The sequence below is a fragment of the Aquirufa esocilacus genome, from assembly GCF_042715595.1.
Classification (GTDB): Bacteria; Bacteroidota; Bacteroidia; order Cytophagales; family Spirosomataceae; genus Aquirufa; species Aquirufa esocilacus.
The window spans coordinates 293,026-308,357 of sequence record NZ_JBBKXX010000003.1 but is presented as its reverse complement, the minus strand read 5'-3'; the positions used below and the strand labels follow the sequence as shown (position 1 = coordinate 308,357).

Below are 15,332 nucleotides of genomic sequence, written 5' to 3'. Positions count from 1 at the left end.
AAATTTTCTCCCAGATTTAGATTTTTAGCTGTAAATTGCGGCTTGAATTTTTAAGCCTTCGTAATGAACTATCAACCTCAGGATTTCCTTCCTATTTTTGTTCAGCTAGCAGCTGCTTTGGCATTTATCGTCGCTACGATGTTAGCCACTCACGCATTGGGTCCTAAAAGACACTCTAAAAAGAAAGATGATGCTTTCGAATGCGGGATTGAATCCATCGGTGATGCACGTACCCCTATCTCAGTTAAGTATTTTTTAGTAGCCATTCTTTTTGTGCTATTTGATATAGAAATCGTCTTTATGTATCCTTGGGCGGTTAATTTCAAACAATTGTCTTGGAACGGTTTCTATGAAATGCTCGTATTCATGGGCTTACTATTAGTAGGCTTCTTGTACGTATTGAAAAAAGGAATTTTAAAGTGGGAAAAATAAACATATTGGTCTTGCCAAAGTTTATATATTCAACAGATAATTAAGATATGAGTAATTCAACAGTTCAAGTGGCTGAAGCGCCTCCAGGAGTAGAGGGAGCGGGTTTTTTCGCTACGTCTTTAGATAGTTTAGTGGGTTTAGCACGCGCTAATTCACTTTGGCCTTTACCTTTCGCAACATCTTGCTGTGGTATTGAGTTTATGTCGACGATGGCATCTCATTATGATATCGGTCGTTTTGGTGCGGAGCGTTTAAGTTTCTCTGCCCGTCAAGCGGACGTTTTGATGGTGATGGGAACCATCTCTAAGAAGATGGCGCCGGTTGTAAAACAGGTATATCTCCAAATGGCTGAGCCACGTTGGGTATTGTCGGTAGGGGCTTGTGCTTGTTCTGGCGGTATTTTTGATACGTATTCTGTACTGCAAGGAATTGACCGTATCATCCCAGTGGACGTATATGTGCCAGGTTGCCCGCCACGTCCGGAGCAAATTTTGGATGGCTTTATGCAGATCCAAGAATTGGCAAAAAATGAAACTACGCGTAGAAGAAATGAACCAGAATACAAGGCTTTATTAGCTTCTTACGGAATCGAATAAGTATGAACGATCAGATAATCGAAGCGCTTCAAGCGCAGTTTGGCGAAGAAGGTGTTTATGGAATAGGCGAGTCACACGGCATTTTGCAGGTGACTACGGCGGTAGAAAATATCGTTCCCATGATTCACTTCTTGTATGCACACCCGGTATTTAAGTTTCAATTTTTGACGGATTTAGCAGGAATTCATTTTCCGGAGGCTAAAGGTCAGGAATTGGGAGTGATTTACCATTTACATTCTTTGGAAAATAACGTGCGTCTTTGGATTAAGGCTTATGCGCCTATCGAATCGCCTACTTTCCCTACGATCACCGGCCTTTTTGCTACGGCTAACTGGATGGAGCGCGAGGCGTTTGATTTTTATGGTATCATCTTCGAAGGTCACCCTAATTTGACCCGTATCCTGAATATGGACGAGATGGATTACCACCCGATGCGTAAAGAATATCCGTTGGAGGATGCGACGCGTCACGATAAGATTGATGAATTGTTTGGACGATAATAAAAAGACATGTCTGAAATAGCTTTAGTAAACAGCCCTAATGTAGGATTAGATAAAACACAAAAAGGGGGACCTTATGTGAATGAATTATCTACGTTAAACTTAGGTCCTACGCACCCAGCGACGCACGGTATCTTCCAAAACATCTTAACGATGGACGGAGAAACCATCGTAGACGCTGAGCAAACGGTGGGTTATATCCACCGGGCCTTTGAGAAAATTGCAGAACGTCGTCCTTTCTACCAAATCACGACTTTAACAGACCGTATGAACTATTGTTCAGCTCCTATTAACAATATGGGCTGGCACATGACGGTAGAGAAATTGTTAGGCATCGAAGTTCCTAAGCGCGCGCAATACATGCGTGTGATCATGATGGAACTTGCGCGTTTGACGGATCACATTGTGTGTAATTCCATCCTAGCGGTAGATACCGGAGCCTTAACGGGTTTCTTGTACGTGTACCAATGGAGAGAGTTTATCTACGAGATTTACGAGGAGATGTGCGGTGCACGTCTGACGACGAATATGGGTCGTTTTGGTGGTATGGAGCGTGATTTTACGCCTGTAGCGATTGAGAAAATCCAAAAATTATTAAAAGAACTTCCAGCCGCTTTGAAGGAATTCGAAGGCATGGTAATGCGTAATCGTATCTTCATGGACCGTACCCAAAACGTGGGCGGTATTTCAGCTGAGCGTGCCTTAAACTACGGATTTACAGGTCCTAACTTACGTGCTGCAGGTGTCGATTATGATGTACGTGCCATGAACCCGTATTCTTCGTATGAAGATTTCGAATTCGATGTGCCAGTAGGTACAAAAGGCGACACCTATGATCGTTTCTTAGTGCGCGAAGAGGAGATGTGGCAAAGTTTGCGCATCATCCAACAAGCGATGGACAATCTTCCAGAAGGAGCTTATCACGCAGATGCACCACACTATTATTTACCGAAAAAACAAGACGTCTACCAAAACATGGAGGCCTTGATCTACCACTTCAAAATTGTGATGGGAGAGATCGATGCACCGGTAGGTGAGGTTTATCACTCAGTAGAAGGCGGAAACGGGGAATTAGGTTTCCATTTAGTTTCTGACGGAGGTCGTACGCCCTACCGTTTGAAATTCCGTCGTCCCGGATTTATATATTACCAGGCTTTCCCAGAGATGATCAAGGGAACCACCCTTTCAGATGCAATCGTAACGATGTCATCGATGAACGTAATTGCAGGAGAGTTAGATACATAAGACATGAGCAAGATTGTTTTCCCAGCAGAAACGCTGGAATTAGTGAAAAAAATTATCGCCCGCTATCCGGATGGAAAGCAGAAGTCGGCCTTGTTGCCTATTCTTCACTTAGCGCAAGCGGAGTGGAAGTGGTGCTCGCCGGAGGTAATGGATTATGTAGCGTCCCTACTTTCCATTTCTCCAATCGAGGTATACGAGGTAGCGTCATTCTACACGATGTTCCACTTGGAACCGGTAGGAGAGCACGTGATTGAGTATTGTCGTACGGGCCCTTGTTGCTTAATGGGTGGCGTGGAAGTATACGATCACTTGAAGAAACGTTTGAAAATTAACACCGGCGAAACAACGAAGGATGGCAAGTTTACCATCAAAGAAGTGGAGTGTTTAGCCGCTTGCGGTTGGGGTCCTGTATTCCAAATCCGTGAAAAATACTACATGCACTTAACGAAAGAGAAAGTGGATGAAATTATAGATGAACTGAGCAAATAAGGCCTAGGATGAAGATATTAACCGAACATATAGACGTACCTAACATCGACACGATAGACGTGTTCATGAAGCATGGTGGGTATTCAGCGGTCAAAAAAGCGATTAAAAAAATGACTCCTGACGAAGTCACGGAAGAAGTGAAAAAGTCAGGTCTACGTGGTCGTGGAGGCGCAGGTTTCCCGGTAGGTATGAAGTGGTCGTTTTTGGCTAAGCCTGAGGGTGTGCCTCGTTATTTAGTGTGTAATGCGGACGAATCAGAGCCTGGTACGTTCAAGGACCACTATTTGATGTGGAAATCTCCACATACCTTGATCGAAGGAATGATTGTTTCTTCGTTTGCCCTAGGCGCAAACACCTCGTACATCTATGTGCGTGGCGAATTGATGTATGTGATCAACATCCTTGAAAAAGCGATTCAAGAGGCGTACGATAAAGGATTATTAGGTAAGAATATTTTAGGTTCAGGTTACGATCTTGATCTTTTTGTTCAACCTGGTGGTGGTGCTTATATCTGCGGAGAAGAAACCGCTTTATTAGAATCCTTAGAAGGTAAACGAGGTAATCCTCGTAATAAGCCACCTTTCCCAGCGGTGAAAGGTTTATGGCAATGTCCTACGGTAGTGAATAACGTAGAATCTATCGCAGCCACTTCGTGGATCGTGAATAACGGTGGCGATGCCTATGCGGCGATTGGTGTAGGACGTAGTACAGGAACGAAATTAATCTCGGCTTCTGGTCACATTAAGAAACCAGGTGTTTACGAGATCCCATTAGGAATTACGGTCGAAGATTTCATCTACTCAGATGAATGGTGCGGCGGTATTCGCGATGGACATAAATTAAAAGCAGTCGTAGCCGGTGGTTCGTCTGTGCCGATCTTGCCAGCCGAGTTAATCTTGACGACAGCAGCTGGAGAGAAGCGTTTGATGACTTATGAATCTTTATCGGATGGTGGTTTTGCTACCGGTACGATGTTAGGTTCAGGTGGTTTTGTGGTGATGGATGAGACAGCTTGTATCGTTCACAATACCTTAACGTTTGCGAAGTTCTACCACCACGAGTCGTGTGGACAATGTTCTCCATGCCGCGAAGGTACGGGTTGGATGGACAAGGTATTAAACCGCATCGAGCACGGTCAAGGTCGCAAAGAAGACATCGGTTTGTTAGTCGATGTAGCGAAGAAAATTGAAGGAAATACGATTTGTCCATTAGGGGATGCGGCGTCTTGGCCAGTGGCTGCGGCGATTCGCCATTTCCGCGATGAGTTCGAGTGGCATATTGAACACCCAGAATTAGCGACAAAACCAGGCGCGGTATTTATGCGCAAGGGGGCTAGTTGGACAAAATAATTTGGCAGAAATTAACGAATATGAAAGTTACGATAGATAATATCACCCTTGAGGTAGAACCAGGAACCACCATCATGCAGGCAGCTCGCATGATCGGGCCTGAGGTTGCTCCGCCAGCTATGTGCTATTATGAGCCTTTGAAAGGTTCAGGTGGAAAATGCCGTGCTTGTTTAGTGAAAGTGACAGCGGGTTCTGAAAAAGATCCTCGTCCGATGCCTAAATTAGTTCCAGCCTGCATTACAGCCGTTCAAGACGGGATGATCGTGGAAAATACGGTGAACGAAGACGTGTTAGAAACACGCAAGGGCATCGTGGAATTTTTGTTATTAAATCACCCATTGGATTGCCCAGTGTGTGACCAAGCGGGTGAATGTCACTTGCAAGATTTCTCTTTCGAGCACGGTGTTTCATCGACGCGTACGGTAGAAGAGCGTAATACGTTTGAGCCGACGGATTTAGGTCCGAACATTCAGCTGAACATGAACCGTTGCATCTTGTGCTACCGTTGCGTGTATACAGCGGATCAAATCACAGATGGTCGTGTTCACGGGGTGATGCACCGCGGAGATCACGCGGAAATCAGTACCTACATCGAGAAGGCGATTGATAACGACTTTTCTGGTAACGTGATTGATGTGTGTCCGGTGGGCGCTTTGACAGATAAAACCTACCGCTTCAAGAGCCGTGTATGGTTCTCGAAGCCAGTAGATGCGCATTGCGAGTGTGAGAAATGTTCAGGTAAAGCTACGATCTGGTACAAAGGGGAGGAAGTAATTCGCGTGACGGGTCGCAAGAACATGTGGGGCGAAGTAACGGATTTCATTTGTAATGGATGTCGTTTTGACAAGAAAAAGACGTCTGATTGGGTGATCGAAGGACCGACGAATGTGTCTCGTCATTCGGTGATCTCAGCGAATAAATATGGTGCGAATTTGATTAAGCCAGCGTTCCCAGTGTTACAGGCGGCGCGCGATTACAAGCAAATCAATGATGATCGTGACCGTAGTTTTGTAGGCATTCAACCTGCTTTACCTAAATCTAAAAAGAAATAGATGGACTTATTTGATTCAGTATTTTTGGCCAAAGCTTCTTTCATAGGGATCGTATTCGCGATCACTTTGGGGATTGCAGCCTATTCAACGTATTTTGAGCGTAAAATTGCGGCGTTTATGCAAGACCGTATCGGACCAGATAGAGCGGGTCCCTTTGGGATTTTGCAGCCTTTAGCGGATGCGGTGAAGATGTTCATGAAGGAGGATTTCATCCCGGCGAACTCTAACAGGTGGCTGTTTATTATGGGCCCGTGTTTATCCATGTTAACGGCGTTGATGACTTCGGCGGTGGTTCCTTTTGGAGACACGATCACGATCGGAGATGTAACATTTGACTTACAAGGTATCGATGTGAACATTGGTATTTTATGGGTATTCGGTATCGTTTCTTTAGGTGTTTATGGCATCTTAATTGGTGGCTGGGCATCTAATAACAAGTATTCTTTATTAGGCGCGATTCGTGCTGCATCCCAAAACATCTCTTACGAATTAGCGATGGGTCTTTCGATCATCGCGATTTTGATGATGACAGGTTCCCTTTCAACCAAGGCAATCGTGGAGGCGCAACAAAACGGTCACTGGAACATCTTGTACCAACCGATGGGCTTTATTATCTTCTTGATTTGTGCCTTCGCTGAATGTAACCGTACGCCATTTGACTTACCGGAGTGTGAGACTGAATTAATCGGGGGATACCATACGGAATATTCTTCTATGAAATTAGGCTTCTATTTGTTCGCGGAATACATCAACATGTTTATTTCAGGAGCAGTGATGGCGACGCTTTATTTTGGTGGCTATGATTATCCAGGAATCGATTTTGTAACAGCTCAATTAGGTGCTACGGCAGCGACTTTGATCGGAGCAGGAGCATTGATTGGAAAGGCTTTGGCCTTCGTATTCATCTTTATGTGGGTACGCTGGACATTACCCCGTTTCCGTTACGATCAATTAATGGGCTTAGGCTGGTCAGGCTTAATTCCTTTAGCGATGTTTAATGTGGTGGTAACCGGATTAGGTATTTTATTAGACCAACAGATTCTAATTGGAATCGGTGGAGTGGTCGTTTTCATCGCGGGAATCGTGGTGTACGATCAATTATTTGTGAAGAAAAAATTAGCATAGCGATATGAAATTAAGTAACCGATCGAAGGTAGTCGAGCAAGGCGAAATGACTTTAGCGGAACGTATGTATCTTCCTGCCATCGTAGGGGGTATGGCGACCACGTTAAAGCACTTTTTCTCTAAACCGGTGACCATTCGTTACCCAGAGCAAACGCGTTATTTAGGGCCGATTTACCGCGGTCACCACATCTTGAAGAAGGATGAGCAGGGGGCAGAACGTTGCACGGCTTGTGGTCTTTGTGCCGTGGCTTGTCCAGCGGAGGCTATTTCTATGGTCGCTGAGGAGCGCAAGAAGGGTGAAGAGAAATTGTACCGCGAAGAGAAGTATGCCAAAGTATACGAGATCAACATGCTTCGTTGCATTTTCTGTGGTCTTTGCGAGGAGGCTTGCCCTAAAGAGGCGATCTTCTTACGCCACGATCAAATGGTTCCTGTGTTCAGTAGCCGCGATGAGGTGATTTACGGGAAAGATAAATTAGTTGAAAAAATGGACCAACGCTATTTGCGTGGGGGCTGGAAATAAATTCTTATGGAAATTTCTAATATTTGGTATTTTCTTTCAGGTTTAACTTTACTAAGCGCCTTAATGGTCGTTTTAGCAAAGAACCCGATTCACTCGGTCTTGTACCTAGTGTTTACTTTCTTTTGCATCTCAGGACATTACGTTTTGTTAAATGCACAGTTCTTGATGGCGGTGAATATCATCGTTTACGCGGGAGCTATCATGGTTTTATTCCTTTTCGTGATCATGATGTTTGATCTGCGCAAGAATCAACCAGAATCTAAATCTAATTTGACTAAACTAGCAGGCTCAGTAGTTGCAGGCTCCTTATTAGTGGTTTTAATCGCTTTAGTGCGTCAAAATAACTTCCAAACTCCTTTAGCGGATGGATTTGTGTCCCAAACGGGTATGGTTGAAAACCTAGGAAAGGTCTTGTATTCTGAATACTTGTTACCTTTTGAGCTGGTATCTATCTTGTTCTTTGTGGCGATGGTGGGTGCGGTGTTGTTAGGTAAGAGAGAAGCAGGTGAAAGGAACTTTTAAAGCATAAAGAATAAAGCACAAAGTATAAAGTTTGTATTAAAAAAGGGGGTCAATTCGATCCCCTTTTTTAATGATTTCGTGTAGCTCATTTCACATACGTATCCGCGCAGCGGATTCTAACTTTGTACTTTATTCTTTGTGCTCTATGCTTTAAATCTTTACTCTCTACTCTATTATCTATACTCTATAAAGAATAAAGTTTGTATTAAAAAAGGGGATCAATTTGATCCCCTTTTTTACTGATTAAGACTCGGTGTTTTTGTATTTACCTCACAGAAACACTAGCTACTTTGTGATTTACGACCTTAATGTATAGTTTCTTACTCCGATCTAGGAGTGAATAAAGTGAAAGGCTGAATCCATTTGTAAAGGTAGATCTGCTATAAATTTCCCAAAGTTTTAACGGTATGGGTAATAAGTCTTCCGGCATATTGATGACCACATTCCCATTCAAGGCTTCATTTACATACCTAGCCCCATATTTTTTAGTTAATTGATCTATAATTTTTTGGTTTTCTATTTTTTCATCAATGTTACCTACTAATCTTTGGAAAGCATTTAATGCTTCGAGTGCTACTCCGCGTTTCGTATACTTAGCAGTTGTTCCATAGGCTCCAGTTGAATGTCGAACAAAGGAAGACGCTTGAGAATTTCGGCTATACTCTTTAAATGGTAAGAAGTTGATGAAGTTAAAATTTAGATTATCGACTCTGGTATCATATTCTTTACCAAAAAAGGAGATTGTATTTGCTGACAATTTCTGGAAAAAAGGGAGTTCGTTTTCATAAGCTATTACCCTTAATTCGGGATTAGCATGACTCACGATTTCGGTGATATTCATCATTAACATACTATTCCTTGAAGATGGAACTAACGACATGACAAAAGTCGATTTTCCGAAATATTTTTCTTCAATCTTTTTAGCCCAATAGTCTATCGAATTGTATTTTGAATAACTTTTGAAATTTTTATCCACCTCGGCGGTTTCCTTGTCATAAGAAACGCCATAGGGTAAATTAATGCCTATAAATGTTAATAAAGTATCGCTTTCGGCTAAATCAATCCTTGAGATTGCTTTGTGAAACCATACGGAATCAACTTCCCAGTTGCCATTCCCAAAGGAGGATTCCGGCACTTTAGCTGCATTTTTTAGATCCCTTGTGTTACCAATGGCAAATCCCTCTGAAAATATTTTTTCAGCGCTGCTATAGTTCAATTCTTGATCATAAATGACTTTGTATTTTACTTTGAATAAGTACAAAGAATCCGTTGGAAATAGTTTTTTCTTGAACTCTTTTAATCGGTCATTTACGAGAGAATCTTTTTTTAACTTTTCGGCTAGTTTTTCTTTCGCCTTATTTTCTGCAATATTCAAAGCTCTTCTTCTGTAATCACTCGTTAAAAATCCCTGTTGGAGCCATTTTTCTTTGTTTACGAAATTGTATATTATTAGCGTATCTTTTACTATCTCCGGCCTAGTATATGACAATACCTGGTATTTATAACCTATTCGATCAATTTTATGATCTTTTAGTTCAAATGATGGATCGATTAACAGATCCCCTTTAATTATAGCGTACTTTGGTTTGTTATTTTTAATAAATAACGAGTCGCTCTTACCGATGGTTGCAATATAATAGTCATATACCCCATGTAAGTTGAATTTTTCGAGATTTTGATATCCGATGAAATTTAACATGACTATTTCACTAGAATCACCAGATTCGGCCTCTATAATATATTCGTTTTTCGTTAAAATTTCATTGAGTTTACTTTGGTCTGACAAATCAGGAGCTGATGAATCTTGAGCATGTCCCTGCTCCATGCATTGTAATAGGATCACCAATAGGATAATTATCTTTTTCATGTACCTAAGGTATTAAAAGTTGATTAGCCCTTTTTGTCCAAATAGGTACAAATGAATCCTGGATTGATTTTTCTACTTAGTAATGTATATCATTGCAATTATGAACAATTAACAATTGAAAATGAAAAGTACTAAAACACAAGCTCTGATTTATGTAGCATTGATGCTACTTACACCTCTCTTTGCTCACAGTCAAAATTGGCAAGTTAAAAGGCAAATTGTCGACGGTGCTCTTAAGTGTGGTTATGTCGACAAATCTGGTAAAATAGTCATTGATTTAAAATTCGGTCAAGCACAAGATTTCATAGATGGCCTAGCTGTAGTAGGAGAGCAAGCATTAACTCCTAATGGGAGATCCAAAAAGAAAGTTATTAATACAAAAGGCGACTACATCATCAATGAAGAGTTCGATAATGCTACTAATATTGGGAACGGTTTAGTCGTTGTAGGAAATAATAATAACAGGGGAGATTATAGTTATGGCTTATTGTCTAAAACTGGCAAAATCATTGTGCCTATGGGTGAATATAGCGACTTTAAAGACCCAGCAGAGGGTTTAATTGTTGTTCGCGCATCAGCAAATGGACTTTACGGTGTCATAGATTATACAGGTAAAACAATTATTAAGCCTCAGAATAACTATACACTTTGGGATAAATTTCAGTTTGGTGTGGTGGTTATTGAGGGTGTTAAGCGATTTCAGCACGGTCTAATGGATAAAACAGGAAAAGTGATCTTAGATCCTTTAACTCATAAAATTGAAATAGGAGGAGATTTTAATAAATCAAAAGTGGCCATAATAAAAAAAGAAAACCGATATGGCCTTATAAATTCCTCAGGTAAAATATTAGTCGAACCCATTTATTCTAGAAATAGCGGACTAAAGGATGATGGTATTAAATTGTCTAGAATGGATGAAAGTAACCATTTGGTTACAGATAAATTTAACGGCCAAGGGATAAAACAAAAATAGCCTTGTATCATGAAATCATAAAAAAAGGGGATCAATTTGATCCCCTTTTTTTATGATTATTAGCAACACATTTCATAAATGTATCCGCGGAGCGGATTCCAACTCTATACTTTAATCTTTGTGCTCTATGCTTTAAATCTCTACTCTATTATCTAATGAGCATTCGCGGAGCGAATGCGTTTGTCAAAAACCCCCACTTTCACCCCAATCGTACCAGCTGCTCTTGACATTCCGTCTGTTTTCTCTTCCCCAAAAGCTAAGCGGTAATTAGCACCACCGAACACTTTTACGTATTTAAATAGATTGACTTCAAGGTTAATACCTGGTTGCACACCTAAAGCACGTGGGCCATTTCTGTAAGGATCATTTCGGCCCCAGTTACCACCAAATCCCGGTCCTGGCTGTGGCATCGAACTCATATAACTGTGTGTGTAGTTATAAAGCGGAGCCTCCTCCTGAATACGTCCAATAGCTAGAGGGAAACTTAAATGAAACACCTTATTAGCCATAGGTGTGATTTCCATCGTCAAAGCATTAAATCGACGACGTGGTTCATCAGCATAGCGATTCGGGTCATCATTGCGTGGATTCGAATTAAAAGAAGCAATACCTAGAGATAATTTGTTGTTCAAATGAACTTGAAATCCCATGGAACGTTCTGGACCACCTTTGCCGAAAAGCATTTGAGATTGTAGTGATAAACCGATAGACGTCAGTTTATGCGGTTTGAAAAGCGTCTTCATGGAAGAAGATGATGTGTCTTTTTTTATTTTGAATACCGTTTCTTGGCCAAAAGATTGAAATCCAATGAACAACAACAATGCAAGGCGAATTGAATGTTTCATATTTTGTTTTATTTTTTACGAATGTACAAATTATAACGTTTCGATATTTCTAATTAGATGCATGGGCTGTATTTGAAGATTAACGGTCTTATTCTATCGATGAGGGGAGCAGGTGGATTCCACTTATTTGGCTAGATTTGTAAAAATCATTTGTGCTATGTGGCAGGTTATTAATTCTAGGAAAACGAAGCGCACCTTTCAGGTGTTGTTTAACCTGATTCTTTGGGGAATGTGGGTGGGTTTACCTCTATTAAGTCCTGTCCATCAAACGCACGAGGTATCACATCCGCATCCGCATGATAATCCAGAGTTTTCCGAGCATATCTGGGTGGAGCTGATTACTGTGATGCCGTTGTTCTATGTGATTACGCTACTTTTGATTCCTTTTGTTTTTAAAAAGAAAGGCATTTGGTTCTTCTTTGCTAGTTTAATACTAACAAATGTGGCGTTCTTTTTAGTCCAAATGTTGTTCCACCACTTGTTCTTAGAATTTGAACATGAGCATGGTACTGCACCGGAGATTTTGGGCGCTTTCCCGCTCATCATGGTTTCTGCGATTGCGTCTGCTTATGGTTTATTGTTAGAGTTTTTAGAGCAAGATGCGAACAAGGAAGAACAGAAAAATGAGCAGCTGAAATCAGAGTTAGCGTTTTTGCGCTCTCAGATTAGTCCGCATTTTATCTTTAATATCCTGAATAGTATTGTGTATTTGATCAGGACCAAAGCCTCTGAAAAAGCAGAAGATGTAACGATGCGTTTGTCTTCTTTGATGCGCTATATGTTGTATGATTCGGACCAAACAATGGTTCCATTGACTAATGAATTTGCCTATTTAGAGAATTATATTGATCTCCAAAAAATGCGCTTTGACGGGAATGTTGATTTTAAATTCCAAGTGAATGGGGATGGAGCAGGCCATTTAATTGAGCCAATGTTATTAATCCCTTTTGTGGAAAATGCGGTAAAACATGGCGTGGGTTTAGTGGATAAGCCGTTTATCTATGTTACCCTAGAAACGACAGATCACGGTTTGCATTTTCAGGTTAAGAATAAAAAGGGAAAAGAAGAACAGGTTTTTAAAGACCCTAGTTCAGGAATTGGGTTGAAGAATGTGAAGCGACGTTTGGAATTATTATATCCGAAAAAACACGAATTAGTCATTGAAGAGGACGACGTGAATTTCTCCGTGGATCTACACTTAACATTGAAATAAGATGGTAAAGATGAATTGCGTTGTCGTAGACGACGAGGTAATGGGACGTAAATTACTGGAGGAAAATGTGAAGCAGATTCCATTTTTGAATCTAGTGGGTTCTTGTTCGAATGCGTTCGAGGCGATGGAGGTGCTGCAAAAGGAGCAGGTTGATTTGTTGTTCTTGGATATTCAAATGCCGGGTTTGTTAGGGACGTCGTTCTTGTCTTCTTTGGCCGTAAAACCTCTCGTGATTTTCGTGACTGCTTATGCGAATTATGCAGTGGAAAGTTATAATCTGGACGCTGTAGACTACTTAATGAAACCGGTGAGTTTAGATCGGTTTGCCTTAAGTGCAAATAAGGCGTATCATATTTTTGTAGGTAAAACGGTGGTTGAAAAGGAGCCTCTAGAGGACTTCTTTTTTGTGAATGTGGAATATTCACTCGTACGAATTTCGATTCCCATGGTGACACATGTGGAGGGTTTGAAAGATTATGTGAAGATTTATGTGGAGGGAGAGCGTTTTCCTATTTTGACCAAACAAACAATGAAAAGTGTAGAGGCTAAAGTCATGCCACATGGTTTCATGCGCGTGCACAAATCATTTATCGTGAATCTTCAGAAGATCGAATCGATTAAGCAGCAACGCATTAAAATCGGTAATTACGAAATCGCAGTGAGTGATTCCCATTTAGCGGAATTAATGGAGCGACTTAACGCGAGTAGGCTAGGTTAAGTTGAAGTCCAATGTGAAAGTTTCGACCCGGAGAAGGATTATAAAAGCGCCCTCCTGTAGCGTTTAAATCTGGTCCGGAGGAATAACGCTCATCTCCTAGATTATCAACCGCTGCCCAAAGTGTCCAGCGCTTTTGCGCATAACTTATTTTTGTATTCCAAAGTCGATAGGAGCCCATTTGCTCCGTATTAGCATCATTCAAGAATTGGTAATCCACGAATTGAAAATTTTGAACCAGACTTATACCTAATGGGTGTCGCCAAACCAGTGTAGTTGCCTGTTGGTAAGGAGTCGTTCCCGTTAAGAAATTCCCATTCGCAAATCGGAAGTTTTGCCAAGTATGCGATTGTTCTAATGTCAAAGTAGGGTGGATCATCCAGGTGCTAATAAGTTCCAAACCTTGTTGGGTCGTAGAACCAGCGTTCGTAAAATAATCTGATCCATCAGCCGCTCTTCTTAACACGATGGTTTCGTCCAGATTAAATTGATATACGCTCAAATCCCAGTTGAATTTCGTGTATTTACCTCGGTAAGTGATTTCGTGGTTCCAGCCTTTCTCTGCTTTTAATTCAAGATTAATTTCCCCTGTCGACGGTCGTAATTCACTAATGCTGGGAGGTGAATAGCCATGTGCTACTTTGGCAACAATACTCTGATGCGCCCCTAATTTACGTAGAACCGCCAAACGTGGGGAGAAGATGGCTTCGTTCCCGATATACTCCGTCCAATAGCTGCTCAAGCTACCAGAGAAAGTGAAGAGCCAATTCGCCAACCCGGCATATTCATTTTGCAGGAACAAACTACCTTGCTGGACATGGGTATTTTGGTTCAGTTGCAAGGTGTCTTTTACACTGTTTCGATTCCCAAAAGTCGAACTATTCATCTGGCCATTTTGGTATTCAAATCCCAGGTCGCTGTTAATAACTCCTTTTCTGTGGAGTACTCCGCGCGTGGAATAATTGGGTTCATGGCGAACTTCATAATTCCGTATCGTCGGATTTTCGATATCGTTTACCTGTAGTGCCTGACTCAAATCCCAAGCCCATAGGTTATTCAGCACTTGAGATGCCCGAGCACTTAAGCCATAACTTTTTATTTTAAAGGTCGCCCCTTGCTGTTGCGCACTCTTGAAAGCGCCTGCCGCAGGTCTAGCCTGCTGAGGATTCGCAAGGTATTGGGCTTTTGTCAGGCCACCCGGAGTTTGGTAGGCTAGATCAACATAATAGGTGCTTAGATCTAAATTGAGATCTTTCGCAAAGCTGTGGTGGAATTCGTAGGAAATCCATTGCTTCTTCATCGCAGATTGTGCTCGGTAACCCTCTTGCTGATTAAAGGAGGCGTAGAGTCGATGATTTTCAGCGGATAAATCGATGGCCGTTTTCATTCCCCCTAAGGAATGGTAAACCGTCTCCGCACTCAAGGCATTTCCACTTGGTTCACTTTCAAATAGTAGAGCTCCTCCAGTTCCTGCTCCATAAATTCCAGCTGATGGGCCTTTCGTGATGGTTAAGTTCGAAAACAATGCGGGTTCTAATAAGGAGATATAGGTGTTATTCCCGGCATCTGTGAAAGGAATCTGATTCCAGTAGACTTTGGTATTTCGAACGCCAAAGGGTGCCCTAAGTGAGCTACCTCTTATCGCAATTCGGTAACTACCTGGAGATCTTTCTTCCATCCGAATACCTGCCATTGAATTAAGCGTGGATACAAACTGAGTTGAGCTATAACGCTGAAGATCTGCACTCCGTACAAAGGCATCTGGGGTAGTAAGTGCACTTCGTTTTTGCTCAAACACATAGACTTTTACTTCCTCGAGGACTTTCGTTGAGTCTTTTTGGGCCAAAACTGGAAGGCAGAAAAGGAGCAGAATGAATTTCTTCATG

Annotated in this window: 16 protein-coding genes; 13 read left to right on the top strand and 3 right to left on the bottom strand. The window is 41.6% G+C overall.

All coding sequences use genetic code 11. The features are described from left to right. The first annotated feature begins 63 nt into the window (after positions 1-63). From SKC37_RS09930 to SKC37_RS09885, 10 genes are read left to right on the top strand one after another with little or no spacing between them, the layout of a single operon-like run. Positions 64-432: an NADH-quinone oxidoreductase subunit A gene (locus SKC37_RS09930; RefSeq protein WP_223131237.1), complete on the top strand. Its 369-nt coding sequence runs from the start codon at positions 64-66 to the stop codon at positions 430-432. A 47-nt stretch (positions 433-479) separates the two neighbouring features. Then, positions 480-1,028 carry an NADH-quinone oxidoreductase subunit B gene (locus SKC37_RS09925; RefSeq protein WP_130895043.1) on the top strand — a complete coding sequence of 183 codons (549 nt, stop codon included), beginning with the start codon at positions 480-482 and terminating at the stop codon, positions 1,026-1,028. Positions 1,029-1,030: 2 nt separating this feature from the next. After that, entirely contained in the window at positions 1,031-1,528 is a 498-nt protein-coding gene (locus SKC37_RS09920) for an NADH-quinone oxidoreductase subunit C (RefSeq protein WP_377981323.1), read from the top strand. Between the two features lie 9 nt (positions 1,529-1,537). Continuing rightward, positions 1,538-2,773, top strand: a complete 1,236-nt coding sequence (locus tag SKC37_RS09915; protein ID WP_130922892.1) for an NADH-quinone oxidoreductase subunit D — start codon at positions 1,538-1,540, stop codon at positions 2,771-2,773. 3 nt (positions 2,774-2,776) lie between these two features. Next, positions 2,777-3,262, top strand: coding sequence for an NADH-quinone oxidoreductase subunit NuoE family protein (locus SKC37_RS09910; protein ID WP_130922893.1), 486 nt, complete (start codon positions 2,777-2,779; stop codon positions 3,260-3,262). An 8-nt stretch (positions 3,263-3,270) separates the two neighbouring features. Continuing rightward, entirely contained in the window at positions 3,271-4,611 is a 1,341-nt protein-coding gene (nuoF, locus tag SKC37_RS09905; protein WP_377981322.1) for an NADH-quinone oxidoreductase subunit NuoF, read from the top strand. Positions 4,612-4,631: 20 nt separating this feature from the next. Next, complete coding sequence (locus SKC37_RS09900) at positions 4,632-5,663, top strand: NADH-quinone oxidoreductase subunit G (protein ID WP_377981321.1); 1,032 nt, start codon at positions 4,632-4,634, stop codon at positions 5,661-5,663. Further along, on the top strand, positions 5,664-6,788 hold the full coding sequence (gene nuoH, locus SKC37_RS09895; RefSeq protein ID WP_377981320.1) for an NADH-quinone oxidoreductase subunit NuoH: 1,125 nt from the start codon (positions 5,664-5,666) through the stop codon (positions 6,786-6,788). Positions 6,789-6,792: 4 nt separating this feature from the next. Next, complete coding sequence (locus SKC37_RS09890) at positions 6,793-7,311, top strand: NuoI/complex I 23 kDa subunit family protein (protein WP_377981319.1); 519 nt, start codon at positions 6,793-6,795, stop codon at positions 7,309-7,311. 6 nt (positions 7,312-7,317) lie between these two features. Then, on the top strand, positions 7,318-7,833 hold the full coding sequence (locus tag SKC37_RS09885) for an NADH-quinone oxidoreductase subunit J family protein (protein ID WP_252623960.1): 516 nt from the start codon (positions 7,318-7,320) through the stop codon (positions 7,831-7,833). Positions 7,834-8,098: 265 nt separating this feature from the next. On the opposite strand, the gene SKC37_RS09880 is transcribed toward SKC37_RS09885, so the two are convergent. Next, complete coding sequence (locus SKC37_RS09880; RefSeq protein ID WP_377981318.1) at positions 8,099-9,700, bottom strand: hypothetical protein; 1,602 nt, start codon at positions 9,698-9,700, stop codon at positions 8,099-8,101. A 121-nt stretch (positions 9,701-9,821) separates the two neighbouring features. On the opposite strand from SKC37_RS09880, the gene SKC37_RS09875 reads away from it, so the two are divergent. Next, positions 9,822-10,673, top strand: coding sequence for a WG repeat-containing protein (locus tag SKC37_RS09875; RefSeq protein ID WP_377981317.1), 852 nt, complete (start codon positions 9,822-9,824; stop codon positions 10,671-10,673). Positions 10,674-10,825: 152 nt separating this feature from the next. On the opposite strand, the gene SKC37_RS09870 is transcribed toward SKC37_RS09875, so the two are convergent. Continuing rightward, positions 10,826-11,518 carry a hypothetical protein gene (locus SKC37_RS09870; RefSeq protein WP_377981316.1) on the bottom strand — a complete coding sequence of 231 codons (693 nt, stop codon included), beginning with the start codon at positions 11,516-11,518 and terminating at the stop codon, positions 10,826-10,828. A gap of 157 nt (positions 11,519-11,675) precedes the next feature. Between SKC37_RS09870 and SKC37_RS09865 the strand changes: the two genes are divergently transcribed. Both SKC37_RS09865 and SKC37_RS09860 read left to right on the top strand, forming a co-directional pair. Next, on the top strand, positions 11,676-12,731 hold the full coding sequence (locus SKC37_RS09865) for a sensor histidine kinase (protein ID WP_377981315.1): 1,056 nt from the start codon (positions 11,676-11,678) through the stop codon (positions 12,729-12,731). Between the two features lie 10 nt (positions 12,732-12,741). Further along, positions 12,742-13,449: a LytR/AlgR family response regulator transcription factor gene (locus SKC37_RS09860; RefSeq protein ID WP_377981314.1), complete on the top strand. Its 708-nt coding sequence runs from the start codon at positions 12,742-12,744 to the stop codon at positions 13,447-13,449. Here the strand turns inward: SKC37_RS09860 and SKC37_RS09855 are convergent. Beyond that, entirely contained in the window at positions 13,427-15,331 is a 1,905-nt protein-coding gene (locus SKC37_RS09855; RefSeq protein WP_377981313.1) for a TonB-dependent receptor, read from the bottom strand. The two genes, SKC37_RS09860 and SKC37_RS09855, sit on opposite strands and share 23 nt — an antisense overlap. Position 15,332: the final 1 nt, after the last annotated feature.

Coding starts and splice junctions, on each gene's coding strand:
- SKC37_RS09930 (WP_223131237.1), top strand. CDS start 64: ATGAACTATCAACCTCAGGATTTCCTTCCTATTTTTGTTCAGCTAGCA.
- SKC37_RS09925 (WP_130895043.1), top strand. CDS start 480: ATGAGTAATTCAACAGTTCAAGTGGCTGAAGCGCCTCCAGGAGTAGAG.
- SKC37_RS09920 (WP_377981323.1), top strand. CDS start 1,031: ATGAACGATCAGATAATCGAAGCGCTTCAAGCGCAGTTTGGCGAAGAA.
- SKC37_RS09915 (WP_130922892.1), top strand. CDS start 1,538: ATGTCTGAAATAGCTTTAGTAAACAGCCCTAATGTAGGATTAGATAAA.
- SKC37_RS09910 (WP_130922893.1), top strand. CDS start 2,777: ATGAGCAAGATTGTTTTCCCAGCAGAAACGCTGGAATTAGTGAAAAAA.
- nuoF (WP_377981322.1), top strand. CDS start 3,271: ATGAAGATATTAACCGAACATATAGACGTACCTAACATCGACACGATA.
- SKC37_RS09900 (WP_377981321.1), top strand. CDS start 4,632: ATGAAAGTTACGATAGATAATATCACCCTTGAGGTAGAACCAGGAACC.
- nuoH (WP_377981320.1), top strand. CDS start 5,664: ATGGACTTATTTGATTCAGTATTTTTGGCCAAAGCTTCTTTCATAGGG.
- SKC37_RS09890 (WP_377981319.1), top strand. CDS start 6,793: ATGAAATTAAGTAACCGATCGAAGGTAGTCGAGCAAGGCGAAATGACT.
- SKC37_RS09885 (WP_252623960.1), top strand. CDS start 7,318: ATGGAAATTTCTAATATTTGGTATTTTCTTTCAGGTTTAACTTTACTA.
- SKC37_RS09880 (WP_377981318.1), bottom strand. CDS start 9,700: ATGAAAAAGATAATTATCCTATTGGTGATCCTATTACAATGCATGGAG.
- SKC37_RS09875 (WP_377981317.1), top strand. CDS start 9,822: ATGAAAAGTACTAAAACACAAGCTCTGATTTATGTAGCATTGATGCTA.
- SKC37_RS09870 (WP_377981316.1), bottom strand. CDS start 11,518: ATGAAACATTCAATTCGCCTTGCATTGTTGTTGTTCATTGGATTTCAA.
- SKC37_RS09865 (WP_377981315.1), top strand. CDS start 11,676: ATGTGGCAGGTTATTAATTCTAGGAAAACGAAGCGCACCTTTCAGGTG.
- SKC37_RS09860 (WP_377981314.1), top strand. CDS start 12,742: ATGAATTGCGTTGTCGTAGACGACGAGGTAATGGGACGTAAATTACTG.
- SKC37_RS09855 (WP_377981313.1), bottom strand. CDS start 15,331: ATGAAGAAATTCATTCTGCTCCTTTTCTGCCTTCCAGTTTTGGCCCAA.